This window comes from Cupriavidus sp. BIC8F (genome assembly GCF_032465815.1).
Lineage (GTDB): Bacteria > Pseudomonadota > Gammaproteobacteria > Burkholderiales > Burkholderiaceae > Cupriavidus > Cupriavidus necator.
The window spans coordinates 1,931,003-1,951,515 of record NZ_CP136094.1; the positions used below are offsets into that span (position 1 = coordinate 1,931,003).

General features: G+C 56.1%; 21 protein-coding genes and 1 pseudogene. 11 read left to right on the forward strand and 11 right to left on the reverse strand.

Going from position 1 to position 20,513, the window contains the following annotated elements:
- Position 1 precedes the first annotated feature (1 nt).
- The 3 genes and pseudogenes from RS901_RS09100 to moaC (RS901_RS09110) form a co-directional block, all read right to left on the reverse strand.
- Positions 2–517 (reverse strand): hypothetical protein, encoded by a 516-nt coding sequence (locus tag RS901_RS09100; protein WP_316153067.1) that lies wholly within the window; start codon positions 515–517, stop codon positions 2–4.
- A 14-nt stretch (positions 518–531) separates the two neighbouring features.
- Positions 532–966 carry a hypothetical protein gene (locus RS901_RS09105; RefSeq protein WP_316153069.1) on the reverse strand — a complete coding sequence of 145 codons (435 nt, stop codon included), beginning with the start codon at positions 964–966 and terminating at the stop codon, positions 532–534.
- 228 nt (positions 967–1,194) lie between these two features.
- Positions 1,195–1,302: pseudogene (moaC, locus tag RS901_RS09110) on the reverse strand (cyclic pyranopterin monophosphate synthase MoaC); the annotation flags it as partial.
- Positions 1,303–1,754: 452 nt separating this feature from the next.
- Here moaC (RS901_RS09110) and RS901_RS09115 point away from each other — a divergent pair.
- Positions 1,755–2,765, forward strand: a complete 1,011-nt coding sequence (locus RS901_RS09115; protein WP_316153071.1) for an ADP-ribosylglycohydrolase family protein — start codon at positions 1,755–1,757, stop codon at positions 2,763–2,765.
- On the opposite strand, the gene RS901_RS09120 is transcribed toward RS901_RS09115, so the two are convergent.
- From RS901_RS09120 to RS901_RS09135, 4 genes are all read right to left on the reverse strand, one after another.
- Positions 2,752–3,627: a hypothetical protein gene (locus RS901_RS09120; RefSeq protein WP_316153072.1), complete on the reverse strand. Its 876-nt coding sequence runs from the start codon at positions 3,625–3,627 to the stop codon at positions 2,752–2,754. The two genes, RS901_RS09115 and RS901_RS09120, sit on opposite strands and share 14 nt — an antisense overlap.
- A 14-nt stretch (positions 3,628–3,641) precedes the next feature.
- Positions 3,642–4,529 (reverse strand): hypothetical protein, encoded by an 888-nt coding sequence (locus RS901_RS09125; RefSeq protein ID WP_316153074.1) that lies wholly within the window; start codon positions 4,527–4,529, stop codon positions 3,642–3,644.
- An 86-nt stretch (positions 4,530–4,615) separates the two neighbouring features.
- On the reverse strand, positions 4,616–5,215 hold the full coding sequence (locus RS901_RS09130; protein WP_316153076.1) for an SLATT domain-containing protein: 600 nt from the start codon (positions 5,213–5,215) through the stop codon (positions 4,616–4,618).
- Between the two features lie 9 nt (positions 5,216–5,224).
- Positions 5,225–6,517, reverse strand: coding sequence for an SMODS domain-containing nucleotidyltransferase (locus tag RS901_RS09135; RefSeq protein ID WP_316153078.1), 1,293 nt, complete (start codon positions 6,515–6,517; stop codon positions 5,225–5,227).
- Positions 6,518–6,916: 399 nt separating this feature from the next.
- Here RS901_RS09135 and RS901_RS09140 point away from each other — a divergent pair, with 399 nt between their 5' ends.
- From RS901_RS09140 to RS901_RS09160, 5 genes are all read left to right on the forward strand, one after another.
- Entirely contained in the window at positions 6,917–7,498 is a 582-nt protein-coding gene (locus RS901_RS09140; protein ID WP_316153080.1) for a recombinase family protein, read from the forward strand.
- 89 nt (positions 7,499–7,587) lie between these two features.
- Positions 7,588–8,256 carry a hypothetical protein gene (locus RS901_RS09145; protein WP_316153081.1) on the forward strand — a complete coding sequence of 223 codons (669 nt, stop codon included), beginning with the start codon at positions 7,588–7,590 and terminating at the stop codon, positions 8,254–8,256.
- A gap of 442 nt (positions 8,257–8,698) precedes the next feature.
- Complete coding sequence (locus RS901_RS09150) at positions 8,699–11,122, forward strand: phage/plasmid primase, P4 family (RefSeq protein WP_316153082.1); 2,424 nt, start codon at positions 8,699–8,701, stop codon at positions 11,120–11,122.
- A gap of 26 nt (positions 11,123–11,148) precedes the next feature.
- Positions 11,149–12,153, forward strand: coding sequence for an FRG domain-containing protein (locus RS901_RS09155; RefSeq protein WP_316153438.1), 1,005 nt, complete (start codon positions 11,149–11,151; stop codon positions 12,151–12,153).
- Between the two features lie 138 nt (positions 12,154–12,291).
- Complete coding sequence (locus RS901_RS09160) at positions 12,292–12,927, forward strand: recombinase family protein (RefSeq protein ID WP_316153440.1); 636 nt, start codon at positions 12,292–12,294, stop codon at positions 12,925–12,927.
- On the opposite strand, the gene RS901_RS09165 is transcribed toward RS901_RS09160, so the two are convergent.
- Positions 12,922–13,164, reverse strand: coding sequence for a helix-turn-helix transcriptional regulator (locus RS901_RS09165; protein ID WP_316153083.1), 243 nt, complete (start codon positions 13,162–13,164; stop codon positions 12,922–12,924). The genes RS901_RS09160 and RS901_RS09165 overlap by 6 nt on opposite strands.
- Before the next feature lie 108 nt (positions 13,165–13,272).
- On the opposite strand from RS901_RS09165, the gene RS901_RS09170 reads away from it, so the two are divergent.
- From RS901_RS09170 to RS901_RS09190, 5 genes are all read left to right on the forward strand, one after another.
- Positions 13,273–14,241: a lysozyme inhibitor LprI family protein gene (locus RS901_RS09170; protein WP_316153085.1), complete on the forward strand. Its 969-nt coding sequence runs from the start codon at positions 13,273–13,275 to the stop codon at positions 14,239–14,241.
- Between the two features lie 135 nt (positions 14,242–14,376).
- A complete protein-coding gene (locus RS901_RS09175) occupies positions 14,377–15,549 on the forward strand; it encodes a PIN domain-containing protein (RefSeq protein WP_316153087.1) in 1,173 nt (390 codons plus the stop codon).
- 435 nt (positions 15,550–15,984) lie between these two features.
- Positions 15,985–16,461 carry a hypothetical protein gene (locus RS901_RS09180; RefSeq protein ID WP_316153089.1) on the forward strand — a complete coding sequence of 159 codons (477 nt, stop codon included), beginning with the start codon at positions 15,985–15,987 and terminating at the stop codon, positions 16,459–16,461.
- A gap of 250 nt (positions 16,462–16,711) precedes the next feature.
- Positions 16,712–17,590 carry a restriction endonuclease gene (locus RS901_RS09185; RefSeq protein ID WP_316153091.1) on the forward strand — a complete coding sequence of 293 codons (879 nt, stop codon included), beginning with the start codon at positions 16,712–16,714 and terminating at the stop codon, positions 17,588–17,590.
- A gap of 14 nt (positions 17,591–17,604) precedes the next feature.
- Entirely contained in the window at positions 17,605–17,832 is a 228-nt protein-coding gene (locus tag RS901_RS09190; RefSeq protein WP_316153093.1) for a hypothetical protein, read from the forward strand.
- On the opposite strand, the gene RS901_RS09195 is transcribed toward RS901_RS09190, so the two are convergent.
- The 3 genes from RS901_RS09195 to moaC (RS901_RS09205) all read right to left on the reverse strand — a co-directional run bounded on the left by RS901_RS09195 (position 17,833) and on the right by moaC (RS901_RS09205) (position 20,498).
- Positions 17,833–18,753, reverse strand: coding sequence for a hypothetical protein (locus RS901_RS09195; protein ID WP_316153095.1), 921 nt, complete (start codon positions 18,751–18,753; stop codon positions 17,833–17,835).
- 134 nt (positions 18,754–18,887) lie between these two features.
- Complete coding sequence (locus RS901_RS09200; protein ID WP_316153097.1) at positions 18,888–19,742, reverse strand: site-specific integrase; 855 nt, start codon at positions 19,740–19,742, stop codon at positions 18,888–18,890.
- Between the two features lie 270 nt (positions 19,743–20,012).
- Complete coding sequence (moaC, locus tag RS901_RS09205; protein WP_316153099.1) at positions 20,013–20,498, reverse strand: cyclic pyranopterin monophosphate synthase MoaC; 486 nt, start codon at positions 20,496–20,498, stop codon at positions 20,013–20,015.
- Positions 20,499–20,513: the final 15 nt, after the last annotated feature.

A 20,513-nucleotide genomic window follows, 5' to 3' on the forward strand; every position in this document is an offset into this window, starting at 1 on the left:
CCTAATAGTACGGATACGGGCTGTAATAGACCGGTGGCGGGGGCGGCGGATAGTAGTACCGCGGTGCCGGCGGCGGCGCAGCGGCGACGCGTCCGGGGGCCGGCACGCGGTTGCCGCTGGCGTACATGCACTGGACATAGGCCGCATCGTATTGCTGCTGTGTGCCGTAACCGGCGTACTGGGCATTGCCCGCGCCGACCGCCGCGCCAGTCAGCAGGCCGACGCCAGCACCCACCGCCGCACCCGATCCGCCATTAAAGGCCGCGCCCGCCGCTGCGCCCAGCGCGGTGCCGACCACGGCGCTGCCGACGGCGGCATTGTTGGCGGCCTGCGAGGATGAGACACCGCCCACCCGCCCGAAGGCGAACTGGCGGCAGTTGTAGTCGTCGGCGCGGAACTGGTCGAAGCTCTTGCCGGTGCCCGGCAGCACCATCACGCTGGGGCCGGCAGGCATCACGGCGCACGCGCCGAGGGTCAGGGTGGCCACGGCCAGCGTGGCGCGGGTCAGGGCATGCATGGTGTCACCCCGCATCAGGAGTTTGCCGGCGGCTGTGCCAGTATGCGCTGCCAGCCGCCGGGGCAGGACTGCACATAGGGGTAGTAGCCTTCGGGCTGGTCGCATTGGTACCACCAGCCCTGCTGCGGCGCTACGCCGTCCGGGCCGGGGACCGGCACGGGGCCGTTCGGTCCCTGTTCGATGTACTGCGGCGGCGCCGCGGGTGCGGTGACCACGGCGGGCGGGTAGTAGTACGGGGCGGGGTAGCCATACGGGTAGCCGCCGTAGAACACGCCAGGCCCGAAATAGAGGCCCACGCCGACGCTTGTGCGCGTCTTGATAAAGCCGCCGCGTGCGTCGCTATCGTGTAAAGCGGCATCGTGGAGATTGGCCCGCCCGGCGAGGGCGGCGCCGCTTGCGGCCGTGGCCGCCAGTGCCAGGGCGATCTGGCAGAGCATGCGCCCGTTCATGGTATTCACCTCTTCCCCGCGCGCACCGCATGGCACGCCACGGACAGGGTCAGCAGGCCGCAACCAACGCGGGCCTGCAATCGTATTGAATACCAAATTGTCCCGCGCCGGCGCCACGGCGGCGCGGCTGGAAATGCGGCGTTACCTTTATTACCGGGGAACGACGTTGGCGTAAGACGCCGTGACAGGGCCCATCGCGGCGCGTGTTGCAGGCGTCACGTGCGGAGGTCAGCCTGCCGCCACCCAATCCCCCGACTTGCCCCCATGCTTTTCCAGCAACTTCACATTGCCGATCACCATGCCGCGGTCCACCGCCTTGCACATTCCGAGCATGGTTGCGGGCGTTGATATAAACGCCTTGAAAATCAAGGTGTTACGGAGATCGATGTCTTCGATCTTGACCAGATTCGTTGGTCAAATTGGACAGCGTTTGGACAAGGCTTGGACAACAATCGCACCGGGCCAAACGCGCCGCCCATAAGTTTACGAGATGGCGTTGGGATTTGCGATAGCTGTCTGCTTGATGGATCGCCGCTTGACAGTCGATCACTGTTGGCCTGCCAATGCCGGGGCAGTTGCCACCGTCCGACATTCGCAGCGAGGGCTGTAAACGGATCGCCGCATCAACCGTTGTGTATGTCCCCAATGATTGTCACAGTCGCAGTGCCGGTGGCACGACCATTGTTCCGGCAACCATTGGTGGACACTGGTCCAGTGGAACGAATGTCACCCTTGGTCGCGACAGTCGCTTCCATTGGGGGACAACCATCACCATTAGGGGGTCGCATTTGACGGACAAAAACAGCAAGAAGAATGGGTTCGCCGCACTGCTGCCGGGCTATGGCACCAATCAGGCGGTTGGAGGACTTATCGGCCTTTTGGTTGGCGACGCTGTTGGTGTCCCATATGAATTCAATGCACCAGAACACCTACCAGACCGCCACCAGATCGACATGGTGCCACCCATTGATTTCAGACGGTCCCATGCTGGCGTAGGGCCGGGGGTGTGGTCGGATGATGGTGCACAAGCCCTCTGTTTGGCAGCAAGCCTTCTCGAATGTGGGACCTTCAGCTTGCCAGATTTCGCCGACCGGCTGCTGCGGTGGTACGACGATGGCTATATGGCAGTTGACGGCCACGTATTCGACTGCGGCTTACAAACAGCGGATTCCATCGAGAAGCTAAGGGATGGCGTGTCGCCATATCTTACGGGCGGAATGGACGAACGCAGCAACGGCAATGGTTCCGTCATGCGCTGTTTGCCGTTGGCCCTGTGGCACACCGGTAGCGACGAAGAACTGGTCCGAGACGCGGCCCTACAATCTATTCCGACCCATGCACACCCCCGGTCACTGGTATGTTGCGCGTACCTGTGCATGGTGGCCCGAGGCTATCTGCATCAGCTTGCCGACCCGTGGGACTGGGCTGATCAAAGGCTGGCCGACATCTACGATGACTGGCCCAACGGACAGGAACGGCAGGCATTGCTGCGTGAACTGGATGTGCTGAGATGGTTCCTGAAGACTGAACAGGCACGCGGGACCGGCTACGTGTTGGATTGCCTGGCTACAGTCAAGCGAAGTATGGAAGATGGGGATTCGTTCGAAGACGTGATCAAGACCGCTATCCAGTTCGGCCACGATACGGATACGAGCGCAGCGGTTGCGGGCGGACTGGCAGGCATCCGCCATCGACTTCGGTCCATCCCCGTGCGTTGGCTGGGAAAGTTGCGAGGGTTCGAACTGGTGGAGCCGCTAATCGCCACGCTGGTAGCAACGCAACGCGTCAGAGTTTTCTGATGAAGTCTGCAAACTGGTGGGACGTAAAGATGACCTTTCCTTTTGGTTTCCACAGGTCCTCGAACGCTTGACGCAGGAACCCTTGTTCGTTTGAAACAAGCGCATCGGCATGCAAGAGATGCGTCATCAAGTCCAAGTCGGCTTGGGCGTTGAGGTCGATCTTATCGTTGTGCCGGGTCATCGCATGATGCCCGGCATAGCACATATTGATAGCAAACATCGTAAAGTAGGGGTACTGCATCTTCGCCCTAGCCCATCGGTCTGCGACGGCAGCAGGATTCCAACAGCTAACCAACGTGGTCAGAAGCTGTCGGCCCATTCCCTCAACTTCGCTCTCGAAGAACTCATCCAGCCGACTTGTATCGCCCCGTTTGGGCCGGTAGTTCATCATCTTTCGCACGTCAGCCACTTCCTTTCGGATGGCCTTCGATGTAGCGAACTGGGCTTCTCGCTTGACATTGTCCGCAAGCCGTTCCGCCGTTGATTCCTGCCAAGCCCGCCAACTGCCATCCAACGGGATATTCGGCAACCTACGCAGCAGCGTTTCTTGATCCTTTGGGGCCATGAAGATGTTGCATTTCACCCCACGTCCCTGTACCAACTCCTTGCGCCAGATGCCGACGAAATCGTTACAAAGCCGGTCGGCTGTACCTGAAATGAACGGCAACCAGCGTTCAATTAAGTCTTGCCGCTTGTTCTCTGATTCATAGGCCCGGAGCGTTTCTTCGAGAAATACATGCCCATAGATAGGGACAAGGCGTCCAATGGCACACAGTGCACGCATAGGGCTGTCCGCGAGAGCATCGAAGTTCTCGCGGGTAAAGGCATTCGTATCGAAGACGACGCGAAAGGGATGCGCCATGGTGCCTTAGTGCATTAGCCCGCGAGCAGGCTTGAGACGGCTGATGTTAGGCCCGATGCAACGAGGTTACCGGCCGCTCCCTCGCAGACTTGTCGAAGAGAGGCCAAGGTCGCCCTTAACTTGCTTTCATTTGGCCGAGCCTTCCGAGACTCACCATCCAGTTCGGCTAATATGCTCGACACTTGGTCTGCCATGTTTTTAGGTAACTGACTGACGAGCGAGTTTGCTTGATGCACTAGGTCGCGTACATTACCAATAGATAGCGAACCTGTAATCTGCTGATTATTAGTTACCGCAGCATTGTCAGAAACACTTCCAACTACCCCGGCATTTTGAATGAAAAATTGTTGCGTCACGGGTGCTGCCTCCTTTTTTTCCGAAACTGAGAATGACATATTCGCGCCAAGAACGCCTGCTTGTTCCAGTTTAAGGCACCAATCTAAAGTCAAATTTCGAACTGCGTCAAATATTCCAGCTAGATGTCCTTTGGTTAAATAAATCCCAAACTTCATGTCCTCTCTGAATAATGTTTGGAGAATCTTTTCTTGCTCAAATGTGAATGGAAAGATGGCATGGTCGCTATCTCCAAATACCAAAGGCTCCATGGACCCAAGAGACTGAGCTACATTAGCCTCGGAGCAGAGGTCATGAAGTTCTGAGTTCGGAAACTGTGCGGGTATCCATCCTCGATAAGGATTGAACGCCCTACATTCGCCAAACAAAACCCTATATTTGGGGAGCGGTTGATTGCGATATCCGTTCAATTCTGCGTCGATCCAATCGGCGACATCCGCCAGTGCCAGCTTGCCCGCAATTAATTTTGCGGTTCGCACTAACTGTACGACCGACGTGCGTTCATCCACGGCCATGCGTTGCAGTTCAATAACAAGCGGAAGACTCATTGTAAATTACTGCTATATTGAAATGGCTAGAAAATGTCATTCGACCCCGAAAGGTCGCACTCCAACGAGACCTAATTCTGGTTATGTCAGGACGGCAAGGTGCACCACTTGACGTGGTACGCAGCAGCGACGCCCATGGCAACTAACGCAACTATGAGCGTGGCCGTAAAACTGAGAGGAACTTTATCTCGCCAAAATCTAAAGTTCTTTTGTTCATCGATCCAGTCGATTTGATGCTGCCAGAAGAATTTGTAATGCGCATACCAATCACTGAAGGTGATTTGCTTGCTTAAACTTATTCCATAATAGGTTTGCTCTATCGCGGAAAGCTGCTGAACATAAGCACTTAAGTCGGGATTGGTTGTTGTTTGTACCGTTCGATACAAATCGCGGAGGCCGTTAAATTGCTTCGTCAGTTCGATTCCCGCATTTTCATACGCAGTCTTCTTGGAGTCGTAAAATGTGATATAAAGCGCCACGATTCCAAAGACTACGAATGTCGCAGAGAGAAACTTGGTCGATAAGCTGTCGAAGACAAGAGCGTAAACGCCGAACGCGGTAGAAATAAACCCAATCCAGCCAGGTGTTTTCTCAACGATGTCGTATGTTGCGAAATGTTTCTTGGCACCAAAACCGACATTATATCCAGTCGTGGCGATATTTTTTAGGAGATTATCCTTTTGCATATTGTCGGCTCAATTCGAGATTGGCACTTCGATCCTGTCTTTTGCTATTACCACACCATTTTTTATGGCATAACATTCCACAATGTGGTCGCCTGCAAAATCGGTGGATTCTGAGATCGACATGGCACCATCATCTTTTCGGATTTGACCTCGTATGCAATCCCTTCTTACTGCTTCGGGGCCACGATTCAGAACTTTCCAATACAGGTCGAAGTTGCCGCCAATGTTGTGTTCAGTTACAAAGAAGCGAAGATTCTTCCTGACCCTGAGAGGCAGTCGTCGGCGAAGCATTTCTCTTAATGGAGATTCGCGAAAGCCGTTCTGTGAGACGTCGCATTCGATTTTAAGAACGGCACGAATATCAATGGAATGTTGATTTTCGATGAATTGCTCAGTGTCTCGCGCAGCTTCCAATGCAATCTTTCTCGCTTCAGCCTTCTCTTTCGCCTGCGGAAATGGAGTGCCGAAAACTTTTCGCCACTTATCACATTGTTTAGCTTCGTCTGACTCTTCGATGGCCTTCACTGCGAGATCGTGAGCGATTTTCGCTTTCTTCTGAAATTTGTCTTTGACTCGGACACGTTGGCCGCTACCAAGTGCCGCAAAGTAATCCTGATTGGGTAAGTCTGCGAGATACTTGAAGAAGTCGCGTGACATCCAATCATAATAAAGGTAGCTTTTGCTATCAAAATCGGAAGTGCCCTTGAGGAAATTATGAGCAAGGGTATCAATCAAGAGGCCGCCTATGCCGACTCCATGTTTATTCTTCCAGGCTCTTGCCATTTTGCAAAGGCGACGCAAATTCTTGTTTTTTTGGTCGTCGAATTCCTTGATGGCGCTTATCTCGTCACGCGGCTTGGTGATTTTCCAGCTTCCACCATTATATGTGTCGGGATATTTGAAACTGCCGTCATTTTGTTCGAAAACGGGCTGAACTTCAACGTGAAAGTCTTTGTACAGTACCCGAACGACAAGGCGATCAACGAATACTTCTGTACGAGGGTATCTTGCCTTAATTGCGTCCTTTGTGCGGGTAAGCAGTCGGGATTGACCGCCCGCGCAATTATAGTCGGACCAAACGGAGGCTGGGACAATATAGAGCATATCGAGGTCTGAGATGCCCCGAATGGCAGTCCAGCGCCCATAAGACCCAACCTGCAAATTATTCGCAGACTTTGAATCCGTATCACGGAACTCATTGTTTAGCGCGCCGGTAATTTCTCCATATCGTAGCGAAATCTGATCGTCATTATCGACCGCGAGATTCGATATAAAATCCCGAAAAATGTCAGCAGTACTCACTTTGCCCTTTCTTTTTGTTACCGGTTGGCGGCTTGTGATCGATCTGTGCCGAACCCACGTCCCATATGGCACTTTGGCAATCTACCAGCAAGGCTCCCGTGCTCGTTACCTGCAAGAACTGAGACGGCAGGCGTAGACCCGCCTTGTAGTCTGCCACGAATCGAACGTGATTTCCCGGACTGTCCCTGCGTTAGGCACGACCATCGTGTTCAAAGGCATACCAACAGCCTTTGTTCAGCCGGACTTCGTTTTGTCCCCGCGACGAGCGTTGGGAATCTCGAAGCGTCCGAAACCGAGCACTGTCGGACTCCCATGTGAACCCATGTCCGAAAGTAGGCTTGTAAACCTTGCGGACATGATGTATATTCCGTACTCCTATTTCGGACATGCGAGGTGCGGATGTCACGACTATTTGCGTATTGCCGGGTATCGACTGCGGACCAAACGACCGAGAACCAAGTGAAGGAGATTGAGGCTGCGGGATTCACCGTCGCCAAGCAGCGGATCATCGCTGAAACCGTCTCCGGTTCGGTGGCCGCTTGCGAACGCAAGGGCTTCTCCAAGTTGATGGACAAGCTGGAAGAAGGCGATGTGCTGATCGTGACCAAGCTGGACCGACTTGGCCGCAACGCCATTGACGTGCGGGCGACGGTGGAACGGCTGGATGCCGCTGGCGTTCGCGTTCACTGTCTGGCGCTTGGCGGTGTAGACCTGACCAGTCCGGCAGGCAAGATGACCATGCAGGTCATCAACGCGGTAGCCGAATTCGAACGGGACCTTCTCATCGAACGGACGCAGGCTGGCATCCGACGTGCGAAATCCGAAGGGAAGACCTTTGGCAGGCCCTCCGCCCTGACACCCGATCAGCGTGCCGTGGTCGTGGACCGGCTGAATACTGGTGTCTCAGTCGCCCAGATCGCCCGCGACATGAAGACAAGCCGCCAGACGATCATGCGGGTTCGGGAAGCTACGGCGGGTTGATAGCCCGATGGTGGATTGATCGTGGGTCGTGCAGGCATTACAGATTGAGTGGTCAGCCTCGATACACGATCAATCTTGCAGGAGAGCCGATGTCCATCGCTGATGCCGAAAGGCTTGCTCAGTTCGTCCGGTCTCTTCCTGACTTCGTGGTCTCGGAGAACATGGATTGCAACTACAACCACATGGGTGCGACGGTTGCCGATGCGGTTCTCCAAGCCAACTTGCGATATTCAACACATGTGAAACCACGCGTGAACCGCATCTTGGCCGAATACCCGGTGGCACGAACGACCACTGCCGTCCTTGCCCTACTGCGAACAATCAGTGCCACGGACTTCCTTAACTGGCGGGGCCAAGACCGGGCGGACCGGTTCTGCCATGTTCTTAGCCTGTTCGCATCGCAAGGCATAGACGACGAAGCCGATCTTCGGAACTGGCTTACCGGCAATGACAGCCCTTCAAAGCTTCGGTCCATCAAAGGCATCGGCCCGAAGACGGTGGACTATTTCCGCATCTTGGTCGGGGTATCGACCAGTGCGATTGACCGGCATCTCCGCAATTTTCTCTGGCTGGCAGGACTGGTGCCAAAGGGCTACGGCGAAGACCAAGCCATAATCAACGCTGCGGCAGACATCCTTGGCATCGACCGCGCCCACTTCGATCACAGCATCTGGCACTACATGAGCAAGCGTGGGATGACATCTCGCATTGCCGATTGCAGTCGCGGCAGGGACGGTGGCAATTTGCAATGGACCTGACCAACGGTCGCGCTGCCGTTTGGTCGAGGGGCCTGACTGGAAGGCGCGGTGTCGTGTGGTAATGCGTGACAACAAATCCGTCTGCATGTCAAGAATTTTGTTGACAAAAACGGTCCTGCCATGGCATAATGCGCACTATGTCGTTCATGCTTTCGGCTGAACGCTACGTGGCTTCTGCCACAACGCTTCGACTGTTCTGGTCAAGCGTCTACATGAATTCCCTTAGCAGTACCTAAGCCGTTCTCGGGCTTGTTGCGTTCGCATTCCGCATGGCGTTTCTGCGTCTGCTGCGGCCATCCGTCTCCGAGAACTCAATTCAATACCGGAGGCTTCCTTCCTTGCTGTCTGGTCGCGTTTCTGCGCCATGCGGTGCGTCCGTTCGCGCCCTTTCCAAGGCTGGCGGGGAAGGCCTATTGCTATGCGCAATTGTGCGCAACAACTAATGAATCAAACCAAAAACAATGTAGTTTTCACCCAAGACCTATATGGTGCCTTCGCCCAAGTGGGCATCCCGTTCCCGAAGTGCAAGCTGGAACGTGGTCAGTTTGTCCGGTTCCCGACTGATGGAACCCAAGCCGACGACGCCGGTTGGTGCAAGCTTTTCCCTGATGGCATAGGCGCGGTGTTCGGCGACTACCGTACTGGCGAAAAGTACGTGTGGCAGCAGCGTGATCTCCATGCACCGCCGCCGTCTGCGGACGAACTGAAGGAAGCCCGCCGCCGCGCAAAGGAACAGCGCGAACAGGCTGAGGCAGACCTTGCAGCCAAACACGCTCAGGGTCGCGAGACAGCGGTTCGCATTTTTGCCGACAGCACGGAACTTGAAGCGGCACACCCGTATGTAATGCAAAAGGGCATCACTCCCTTCGGCGCACGGCAGTGTTCGGATGGTGTGCTGGTTCTGCCGGTGTTTGGCCCTGACGACGAGTTGCAGAGTTTGCAGTTTATCGAAGACGACGGGGGAAAGCGGTTTCTCACCAATGGAAAGATGAAATCCGGGCGTCTGATCTTGGGTGATCCGGTTGAAGGGCTTCCGTTGATCGTGTGCGAAGGCTGGGCGACTGGTTGTTCGTTGCATGAAGCGACCGGCCAACCGACGGTGATTTGCTTCAATGGCAGCAACCTTGCTGCGGTGGTCCAGGACCTTGGACCGCAGTATCCGAATACTCGCATTGTTGTCGCTGGTGATCTGGACAAGTCCGGTGCAGGTAAGCGGTATGCCGAAGACGCCATTGCTGTCGCGGCTAACGCGGTTGCGGTCTACCCGGTCTTTGCTGATGGTCGTGATGCGGGCGACTTTAATGACCTGCACAAGGCTGAAGGAATCGAGGCAGTGGAAGGACTGATTCGGGGAATCCCTCAGACAGCGGTGGTGGTGCCTGTGACGGATGTAATCGGCCCGTCCACCGTGCCCAACTTGCCGGGGTTCGATGTCCGCAACGGTACTGCGACAACGCATCCCCTGACTGACTATGGCAATGCGCAAAGGTTGTTCGATCTCGTTGGCAATCGCTTGAAGTACGTGTTCGACATCAACAAGTGGCTTGTCTGGGACGGCACCGCGTGGCAATGGGACGATGGGTCTTGGGTCTACACGCTTGCCGCCAAGCAGTTGCCGGTAATGCTTCACGCCGAGGCCGGGCAATACCTATCGCATTCGATTGAATTTGCGAAGTGGTCCCGGCAGTGCCAGCAGCAGAAGGTGCTAACCAATGCGATTTCTGCGTTGAAGAACTTTCAGCAGGTCCGCGTCTCCCTAGCAAGTCTCGATGCCGATGACACGCTGGTCGGCTTTGACAACGCTCGGCAAGTCCTTGATCTGCGCACCGGTCGGGCACGGTCTGCGACACCCGTGGATTACGTCACCAAGTCGCTCAATGTGACCGAACTTGGGGACCCGGACCGCGCCGAACGTTGGACGCAGTTTCTTTGTGAGGTCTTCAGAGGCGATCTGGAACTGCTTGATTGGTTCCAGCGGTTCTGTGGCTACTTGCTGACGGCTTCGACGGAAGAACAGTTTTTCCTGTTCCTGCATGGACGCGGGGCCAACGGCAAATCCGTGCTTGCTGAGACGCTGAAACATCTCATGGGTGACTACGCCCGCGTGGTGGCTCCCGAGACGCTGTGTGCGACCAACCGGCAGGGCGGCGCAGCTACGCCTGACCTTGTTCCGCTTGTCGGCGCACGCATGGTGATGTCCTCCGAGGCAGAGGAAAACTCGAAATTCGCGCAATCGCGGATCAAGAGCCTTGTGGCTGGTGATTCGATGACTGTGCGGGCGAACTACGGTGAACCGATTACCTTCACGCCGGTGATGAAACTCATCATCACCGGTAATCACATGCCGGACTACTCGGGTAACGATGGCGGCTTGGAACGCCGGTTGAAGATCATCCCGTTCAAGAAGACGTTTGCGCCGGAAGAAAGGGACCAGCAACTTCCGGCGAAGCTGCGGGAAGAGGCGGCGCACATCCTTGCGTGGATGGCGAAAGGTTGTTTGGAATGGCGTCGTCGTGGCTTGTCCGATACGCCTCGTGCGGTTCTCGAAGCAACGGCGTCTTACAAGGAAGACCAAGACATCATCGGGCAGTGGTTGAAAGAATGCACTGAATCTTCGTCCAGCGATCTGCCTTGTCCGGAAGCCTACGACAACTACACGTTGTGGGCACAAGACAACGGCATCCGCCCCATCAGCTCGCGCAAATTCAATAGCGGATTGCGTGATCGCGGCCGTGACATCAGAAAATCGAACAGCAAGATGCTGATCTCCGGTCTCGCCTTGACCGATTTCCGCCACTCCCTCCGGGGCGGTGTCTCGCCGGAAAGAAAGCAGGTTCAACCTGTACCGAGACCGGTGCTCAACTGATCCGCTGGTCGATCAGTGACGAAGTGATGAACTACGTCTGTTTTTGGAAACTTCTTCTATATCAATCAGATAAGAAAAAGTTTACGAAATCGACCGCTGTTCGTCACTTCGTCACTGGTCTTTTTCTTCCGGCGGGGGTTTCGGGGTTCCGTTGCGAGGAAGGGGGTATGCGACCGCTGTGTTCGCGAAGCGGGCGACCGCAGGTCGCTACACCAGTGATCGACCGGTTCCTGATTCACATCGGCTGCGCAGTGCTGTATCTGCGAGAATTTCAGGCATCGGGGAATTCGACCAACAACCAATCGAAGAACATGGAATACGGGACGATCAAGCTGACCGACGTGGATATGCTTCACAAGGTCTTTCGCGGATTCAGAAGCCACGACGGGGTAGGGTGGCTATTCAGAGGTCATGCTCAGGCGAGTTGGGAACTGCTGCCGAAGGCGGGACGGCCCGAGTTTTATTTACCGGATAACAGGGACCTTGGTCGATTCCATAACTGGACCAAAAGCGCCGTTGCATACACTTCGCTGTCATCAAGCTATCTTGAACAACTTGCATTGGCGCAACATCACGGCCTTGCGACGCGGTTGCTTGACTGGTCGATGAACCCTTTGGTCGCGTGTTACTTTGCGTGTTCCGATCATGCCGACAGGGATGGTGCGATATGGATGTACGAGATGGGTGACACATTGATGACTGACCAAATCACCCAAGACACATTGAAAGGGTGCCACGGAGTATTTGGCTACATTCCCAAAGCTGCGTTCCCGCGAATCATCAATCAGAAAGGTCTGTTCACCGTTCACTGCGATGCAGCGCATGCGATTGGCGTGAAGGAGTCGCGTCTGGGAAATGGAGACCCCAATCTGATATGCCTTCACATCCCGGCGAACCTGAAGCCCGATATCGTGAAGCTTCTCGCGGACTACGGCATTGATCGGACGCATCTGTTTCCCGACCTTGATGGTCTTTCAGCACACATCAACGCTGCTACGGCGCGAATGCGAAAACCCGGTTCAGGGGATTAGCCGATTCCATGCTGCAACCAGTTCCAGACGGGTATGCCTTTCGCGAACCGGTCTGGAATTGGTTCGGTATGTGGATTGACACAACCCTAATCGAACTTGTATTATTCGAACTATCCTAAAGGAACCGATAGGGTGGTTATGTACGTCAGAGCGTACCTTCGTGCATCAACCAAGGAACAGGATGCTGGTCGTGCCAAGTCGGACCTGGTCGAGTTCGCGAAGGACCGGGGATTACAGATCGTGTCCTTCTACATCGAGAACGAATCCGGGGCTTCGCTTCAAAGACCTGAGTTGTTCCGTCTGTTGTCTGACTGCCATGAAGGCGACATTTTGCTGTGCGAGCAAGTGGATCGGTTGTCGAGACTGAACAATGAAGACTGGCAACGGCTGAAGTCTGAACTTCAAGCCCGTCGCGTTCGGGTCGTTGCACTTGACCTGCCGACCTCATGGATGTTGACCACCAGCACTGACGACATTACCGGTCGAATGATGGATGCCCTCAATGCCATGATGCTGGACATGCTGGCCGCGATTGCTCGGAAGGATTACACCGACCGCAGGCGGCGGCAGGCGCAAGGAATCGCCAAACTGAAGGCGGAAGGTGGCTACAAGGGGCGCAAGCCTGATGTCCAGCGGAACGCTGCCATCATGAACATGCTGCGCCGGGGCGATAGCTGGAACACCATCATCGCGGCCACCGGCTGTTCCCGGTCCACGCTGTCGCGGCTGGCACAGCAGGTCAAGGAAGAAGCTGCCGTTGAGGCTGTCTCATAACCCGGCTTCGGCCATCAGTTCGGCCAAAGAAATGCCAAGGGCATTTGCCAGTCTTTTCAATGTCAGTGTTGCGGCGTTGTTGGTGCCGCGTTCCACCCGTCCCACATAGCTTCGGTCTACGTCGGCATGCAAGGCCAATGATTCCTGCGACAGGTCTTTGGCTTCGCGGAGGCGGCGAATCGCTTCTCCAAGAGCAACTAAAGAGGGGTCTTTGCGTTTGTGGGTCCGAATTGGCATCCCCGCATCGTGTGCGGTATCATCGCGCCCTGACGACGGACCATGGTCCCCATTGAGGCGCCGGACTGCGTCGAAGCGGGCTTGGGAAAGGGTTCAAGGGGAGATTCGATGAAAAAATGCGTTTTCTGTAGTGAAGACATTCAGGATGCAGCGATCCGTTGCAAGCACTGTGGCGGTGATATAGCCGCAGCCGAAGCTGCCGCCGCAGAGGTCGAAGCGGAAAAGGGACTGAACTGGGCCCTTGGCATCTTCTTCGGCATCGTGGGTGCGGCCATCTTCGGATTCTTCGCCTACCGGGCTTTCGTGGGCAGTGAACAGAAGGTTGCTATGGTCATTGGCGGGTTCGCGGCAGCCTTCTTGGTCGTCGGACCCGTGGCGTCCCGGTTGGGCGATGCATTCAGGCAGGCCGTGATGCCGGACGTTGTGTTCGCACGTAGTGCGTCGGAACTTGCCGGACAACAGTTGTTTTGGAGTTTTGGGCCGCAAACCATCGGCGCCGTTGCAGCCTTCATTGGCATGGCAGTGCTGCTGACCAAGGTAGTTCCGATGGAAGACATCGTGAATGAGGCGTTCGGATCGGCCCCGGCCAAGACTGCGCAGGTTGCCGAAGTCCAGAACGAACCGACCAGCCCTGTAGTGCCGGTTGAGGCGGACAAGTCGTCTGACCGAGTTGTAGCGCAGCAGCAGGCTGTAACCGTTCCGAACCCGGTACAGCCACCGGCTGTTCAAGAATCAGCAGCACCGGCACAGGTAATGCCCGCGCCTGAAGCCAAGGAAGAACCTGCGACTGCTGCGACGGTGCTTGCCCGCCCTGAGAAATCCGTGATCGAGGCAAGCTTTGACTGTGGCAGGGCGGCTTCCAAGATCGAGAAGCTCATTTGTTCGACCCCCGAGACTGCGGCTGCGGACAGACGCCTTGCAAAGGCATACGGTGAAGCCAAGGCGAAGTCCACCGACATCAATGCCCTGAAGGCACAACAAGTCGAATGGATGAAACAAGAGCGAAACGCCTGTACCGATTCGGCCTGTCTGTTGAAGGCGGTGAACGACAGAATCCAGAAGCTGGCGGCGTCATAATCGACCACACTCATATCACGAAGGATGCCTCGGCATCCTTTTTTTCGTTCTTGCGCAACCAAACTTGGGTCGGTATCACTAATGACGTGCTTCTGCACGAAGCGGCTATTTCTGCAAGGGCCAACGGTGCTACGCTTGCAGCACCGTGATGCCGGTCAGGGAAGCGACGACATTGCGGCAGAATTAATGGAACAACGGGAACAGTTCGTCGGGCACGACTTCCTACAGCGTTGGCAAGAACAACTATCCAAACCAATGTTCAACCTGCTCATCGACACCAGTGTCTGGCTTGACCTTGCTGAGAACGCCAAACAGACGCCTCTGCTGGAACTACTCGAAGACCTTGTTGCTGCCGGACGTGTGAACCTTCTGGTGCCGCACATCGTTGTCAATGAATTTCAGAAGAATCGAACGCGGGTTGCCAAGTCCAGCGCCAAGAGCCTTTCCACCCATTTCAATCTGGTCAAGGACGCCATCCGAAAAGCTGACGGCGACAGACGGCAGAAGGACAGGGTGCTGGCCTACCTGTCAGACGTAGACCACCGGATTCCCATCATGGGCGGCGCAGCGGAGGGCGTGCTAAACCGGATCAGTACAATTCTCACTTCGACGACCGCCATTGAGGCCAGCGACGAGGTAAAGATTCGGGCAGCAGACCGCGCACTGCACCGGAAGGCTCCCTGTCACCATGAAAACAAGAACTCGATGGCAGACGCGGTCCTGATCGAGACTTACTTCGACTACGTGCGGACAATGGGCGGCGCGGGACAGCGGTTCGCTTTCGTGACACACAACAAGCACGATTTCAGCGTTGTCAACGGCAATCAGAAACTGCCGCACCCCGATCTAGCGGGCTCGTTCTCGAAGATCAAGTCCATGTACTTCATCAACTTGGCTGAATGCCTGCGACGTATCGACCCAATGCATGTCACCCACGCTATGTGGGAACAGGAATGGCATCAAGAACCAAGAAGTCTCACAGAGATTCTGGAAGCAATGGACCGCTTGACGACGCAGGTCTGGTACAACAGGCACAAGAACCGCGAGTGGTGGGTCGAGCAAGGCAAACTGAAGATTATTAGCCGGGCGGATTGGGAAGACGGGTGGAACAAGAAGAAGTTGACGACGCAGACCCACATCGCAGACGACATCTGGAAGGGAGCCTTAAGGGCAGCAAAAAAGGCGGAACGGCAGCTTGGCGCTGGCAACTTTGGCCCGTGGACCGATTTCGAGTGGGGCATGATCAATGGCAAACTGTCCGCTCTTCGCTGGATGCTTGGCGATGAATGGGATCAGTTGGACACGTAAGCCGAGACCGACAAACTTTGCAGACATCAAGCCGTGACTAGCTACACAAGGAACTTGCATGAAAGGCTGACTAACCGTGGACCGAGCATCGGGTACTGTGCGATCTGCCGCGCTCATGGCTCCCTTACGAAGGACCATGTCCCGCCGAAGGGTTGCGGGAACATAAATGACTCAGTCATTAGCCACGTCTACGAGAGCAGATCGCAAGGACGGCTAAAGCCCGTTCTGTCACAAGGTGGATCGCATTTCCGAACGATTTGCGGGCATTGCAACAGCACCCTGCTTGGCACCCAATACGATCCCGCACTGAGCAAGGTTGTTCTCGACATCGAACAGTATTTCCGACAGGCGTCAGGCAGCCGGTTGGCGTTGCCTCGGACACGGCTATTCGACTATCAGCCGAACCGGTTTCTTCGTTCTGTACTCGGACATTTGTTGGCCGCCAACGCTGTCAGAGACGTTGTGGCGAATGACCTCGCAATTCCGCTGGACGATGCACTGAGGGCGTATGTGCTTGACCCGACAAGACGTTTGCCCAACGAGGTGTGCATCTACTACTGGTTCTACCCACATCGGCGGCGGGTCGTCATGAAGCATTCGGTGATGGGCTTCTTCGGCGGGAACGGGGCGTCGATCTATGGACACGTATTCAAGTTCTTCCCCTTCGGCTTCTGGATCGTCTGGGATGAACAAGGCGACCGTAGTCGCCAGTTTGGCCTGAGAAGGCTTGATGACTCGTCACAGTTCATCGCTGCAACTTCCCGTTTGCCGGTAGACCTGTCACCACTACGGTCGCCGAACTTTCCCGAAGCCCCGCCTGATACCGGTATGTGGCTCACTGCCGACTACCTTGCCTCCCAAGCCGAGGATCGGGCCTCTGCGCCATCGTCGAAGGGAGCGGAAACGTCATAGCTTGCGACAGAACGGTTGCTGTGGTGACAGCGCAAATTGCTACCGTGGTCCGTCGTTGAGCCAGCCTGAAAATAGCCAATACGTGGGGTGTTGGTCCCGCACAACCGGCATGCCACGGTACTTCTGCTAGATTGGACGCCAATACGATTTGAACAAGAAATGAGGTGGCTTAATGGGTCGAAGGAGAAGGGAACCGTCTCTGAGTGACATCCTGCTGGATGCGCCGTGGTGGGTATCGGCTGCATTGGCCTTGGGCAGCTACATCGGGTTCTATGCAATTCTGCCTGCCTTGTTCGCGTCAAATCCCTTCTTGATCGGCCTTGCTATGGTCAGCCGGTCCCTCGCATGGGTCCCGGCGACGATGTTCGGCTTTCTTGGGCTGCTTGCCTACCTGCGCGCACGAAAGCGCCAATCCGACGTAGTTGCGGCATCTGGCAATGCACGGCCCTTACGCCGGGAACATACCATCCGTGTAGTTCCTAGTCCTAGCCCCGTGGTGAACAGGAATCCAGAGGCGAAAGACCGGATTGATGAGGCGCTCTCAGTCCTGCGCCAGAAGACTGCGCCTGCAAAACCCACAGAATGGTCCCTGGATGCACTCAAACAACTGGAATGGAAGCGGTTTGAGATGCTATGCGTTTGGTACTACGAGGCCCTGGATTTCACCGTCAAGACGGTGTCGCATGGGGCAGACGGCGGTATCGATGCCACGCTGTACAAGGATGGACTGTCGGCCCCTATTGCGGTCGTCCAGTGCAAGGCATGGCGTTCACGGGTCAAGGTCGAACCGGTTCGGGCACTTGGTGGGGTCATGCACTCGAAGCAGGTGAAGCGGGGCGTCTTCTGGTCGTTGGCGGGGTACATCGGCCAGCCAGTGCAGACCTATGCCGCCGAGGCGGGCATCCAGCTACTGGACGGTGCGGGCATCGTCGAACGTATTCGCGCACTCGATCAGTATAAGCAGGCGACGTTGCTGGCGCAGGCGTTCAAAGGCGACTACTGGACACCGACATGTGCGGCCTGCGGCGTGAAGATGGTGGAGCGGCAAGGTAAGGACAGTTCATTCTGGGGTTGCCGAAACTATCCCAAATGTCGCGTCAAGATTGCCCGTGCGGCTAACCTTGTTTGACGCGGCTTGACCCGGTGAACCAGTCCCAACTGCGAGAGAGGGGCATTGCAGCTATCGACTGGACACAGCTTGCTCCCCATGCCAAGGTTGGCATGACACGGAAGGAACTGATCGATCTGTACTTGCAGATTGAACCGGGAACGAAAGAAAAGACGGCGATTTCAGGGGCGGCGCAGGTTTGGCGGTTCATGAACGCGAAGGCCCACCATGTAGTGGGCCTTCTGCTTTATGGCGTTCTCTAGTTACAGCGGTGATACCTTGCCTGTGCCGCCAAGTCCCATTTTGAGAAACCCTTCCTTGGCATGGGCGGCGTGTTGCTCGTTGAAGTTGCGCCTGTCGCAAGGATGAGCAAGAGGGAGGTAAGGAATGGTACGTTTACCGCAGATCAGTTCCAAGGGGCGACCAAAACCTTCCGGCGAACGTGCGTGAACGCAAATCCCAAGGGGCTTCTGTAGATCAGCAACCTGCTTCCTTAGCAGTTCCCAAACGTTTGCTCCCCAACTAATGACCTGAACCTTGAAGTTTCTACTGACTGCATCGACGAGCGCATTGAAGCCCTCTGAACAGCGGGCATACGGTTCAAAGGGGCCCACTGTTGGTGAGTTGGGCGGGCGAAAGTCAGGCTTGAAGTTCAAAAAGATCAGCATCTCCGATTTGTCCATGATGGACGCAGGTACAGCGCCGACATTGATGTACTTAATGAGGCCACGCAACCCGGCATAGCGCGACAACGGCACATCAACAGGGTGTGGCGTCTTCGCACGCGCCGGGACAATGGGATACCAGTCGTGACCGAGGATGATGGTCAATCGTCCCTTTCCCTTGTTCTGCTCATAAGTTTGAAACAGTCCGTGATCCGTCCAAGGGCAGGGCCCGAGACTCAAGCCAACCTTTGTCTGCCGTGTCACTTCACGTAGGGCATGCCCGCGTTGAACCGGATCGAAAATGGTTGCCTCAACCTGCATCGCAAGCTTGCTGGCTTGCTCATACTGATCGAAAGTGGCGACTTGGAAGTCGCTTGTCAGGCAACCCCATTCACGCTTCCGGTCCAAGTCCCAGTATTCCCGCAGTTCACCACCGATAGGCCCAAAAACATGCCGGTATGCGTCAGTGATTAGCTTTACCTGATCACTTGTATAAAAGATTCGCTGGATTGATTCCATTGAAAGCCTGTCAACGCGTAGAGGGATCAATGGAGACTGATAGCATCGCCGGGCGCGACAGGCAACTACTCCTTGGTGTGTAGCAGGAAGGCCACCGTAAAACCGATGTCCTTCCGTTACGAACACCAGCCCGGTCAGCCGATCTTCTTCGCCAGATCGGCGGCGGACGGGTGGTAATACCGCTTCAGCATTGACAAGCTTCGATGACCGGACACCGCTGCAAGCTCGATCAGGTTCGGTAGTTTTGCCGCCAGCCGGGTGATTGCCGTGTGACGAAGATCGTGCCAGTGCAGGTCAACCAGTCCGGCCCGTTTGCATGCTCGTTTGAACGCCTTATGGTGCGCTGGGGCATTGATCGGGAATACGGTTCCATCAATGCAACGAGGCAGGTCGCGTAACAGTTCCACGGCTTTCCGGGACAGGGGCACAGTCCGTGCCGTTCCGTTCTTGGTCATCGGCAAGAAGGCGGTCTGGTCTTCAAAGTTGATGTTCGACCAGCGAAGGGCTAGTAGTTCACCACGACGCATGGCAGTTTCTAAGCTCAAAATTGCCATTGGTCGAAGCCACGGATTCCGGCGTCCGGTCGGTGCCAGTGCAGTCAGCAATCGAGATTCTTCCTCTGCCGACAGTATCCTGTCTCGTCCCTGTGGCATCGCCGGTTTTCGAACCGATGCGACGGGGTTTGTGATGTTGATGCCCCATTCGCGCCGTGCGTGGTTGATGATTGAGGATAGGTAAGCCAGTTCGCGGATCACGGTGCCCGCCTGTACTTGCTTCAGTCGTTCATCGCGATAGGCGGCGATTGCCATTGGCGTCAGCGCAGCCATGCTCAGTTTGGCAAGTCTCGTGCGACACATTGCACGCAGTCTGATGCTGTCTTCAGTGCCGCCACGCATCGACGGGCAAATGTCGGTTATGTAGCGTTCGAGAACATCCCCGAGGATGGTCGATTCAGCCTCATTGCGGCTGACGTAGGTGCCCCGGTCCATCCCTGTTTCGATGGACCTTGCCCATCGTTCGGCGTCCTGCCGCAATCCAAAAGTCTTTACTTCAGGTGGAAATCCATTGCGCGTTGCCCGCGCCTGCCACCGGTTCCCTCGTTGCCTTATCGATGCCATCCCCTGTCTCCACTTGGACAGAATTTGGACAAGATCGATTTTTCGTCACTCCGTGGCAGCCGTTGCGGTCAGGCAGGCAGGCAGTAAGGTCAGTGAGTAGGGCGGACAAGTGGTAGCGTCAAACTAAGGCTTATAAAACAATCACTTAACGTCGTCCGCCATCCAGTCTCCCGACTTGCCGCCGTGCTTTTCCAGCAGACGCACATTGCCGATGACCATGCCACGGTCCACGGCCTTGCACATGTCGTAGATCGTCAGCAGCGCCACCTGCACGCCGGTCAGCGCTTCCATCTCCACGCCGGTCTGGCCGCGGGTTTCGGTGCGCACGGTGCAGGCGACGGTGGCGGTGGCCTCGTCCAGCGCGAACTCGACCGCCACCTTGGTCAGGCCGATCGGGTGGCATAGCGGGATCAGGTCGGCGGTGCGCTTGGTGGCCATGATCGCCGCCACGCGGGCGATGCCGATCACGTCGCCTTTTTTTGCGCTGCCGTCGCGCACCAGCGCGAAGGTGGCGGGCTCCATGGTGATGGTGCCGGTGGCCACGGCGATGCGGTGGGTGCTGGCCTTGTCGCCGACGTCGACCATGTGGGCCTGTCCGGCGGTATCGAAATGGGTGAGCTGGGTCATGATCGTGAGCTTCAG

Coding starts and splice junctions, on each gene's coding strand:
- RS901_RS09100 (WP_316153067.1), bottom strand. CDS start 517: ATGCATGCCCTGACCCGCGCCACGCTGGCCGTGGCCACCCTGACCCTC.
- RS901_RS09105 (WP_316153069.1), bottom strand. CDS start 966: ATGAACGGGCGCATGCTCTGCCAGATCGCCCTGGCACTGGCGGCCACG.
- RS901_RS09120 (WP_316153072.1), bottom strand. CDS start 3,627: ATGGCGCATCCCTTTCGCGTCGTCTTCGATACGAATGCCTTTACCCGC.
- RS901_RS09125 (WP_316153074.1), bottom strand. CDS start 4,529: ATGAGTCTTCCGCTTGTTATTGAACTGCAACGCATGGCCGTGGATGAA.
- RS901_RS09130 (WP_316153076.1), bottom strand. CDS start 5,215: ATGCAAAAGGATAATCTCCTAAAAAATATCGCCACGACTGGATATAAT.
- RS901_RS09140 (WP_316153080.1), top strand. CDS start 6,917: ATGTCACGACTATTTGCGTATTGCCGGGTATCGACTGCGGACCAAACG.
- RS901_RS09145 (WP_316153081.1), top strand. CDS start 7,588: ATGTCCATCGCTGATGCCGAAAGGCTTGCTCAGTTCGTCCGGTCTCTT.
- RS901_RS09150 (WP_316153082.1), top strand. CDS start 8,699: ATGAATCAAACCAAAAACAATGTAGTTTTCACCCAAGACCTATATGGT.
- RS901_RS09155 (WP_316153438.1), top strand. CDS start 11,149: ATGAACTACGTCTGTTTTTGGAAACTTCTTCTATATCAATCAGATAAG.
- RS901_RS09160 (WP_316153440.1), top strand. CDS start 12,292: ATGTACGTCAGAGCGTACCTTCGTGCATCAACCAAGGAACAGGATGCT.
- RS901_RS09165 (WP_316153083.1), bottom strand. CDS start 13,164: ATGCCAATTCGGACCCACAAACGCAAAGACCCCTCTTTAGTTGCTCTT.
- RS901_RS09170 (WP_316153085.1), top strand. CDS start 13,273: ATGAAAAAATGCGTTTTCTGTAGTGAAGACATTCAGGATGCAGCGATC.
- RS901_RS09195 (WP_316153095.1), bottom strand. CDS start 18,753: ATGGAATCAATCCAGCGAATCTTTTATACAAGTGATCAGGTAAAGCTA.
- RS901_RS09200 (WP_316153097.1), bottom strand. CDS start 19,742: ATGGACCGGGGCACCTACGTCAGCCGCAATGAGGCTGAATCGACCATC.
- moaC (WP_316153099.1), bottom strand. CDS start 20,498: ATGACCCAGCTCACCCATTTCGATACCGCCGGACAGGCCCACATGGTC.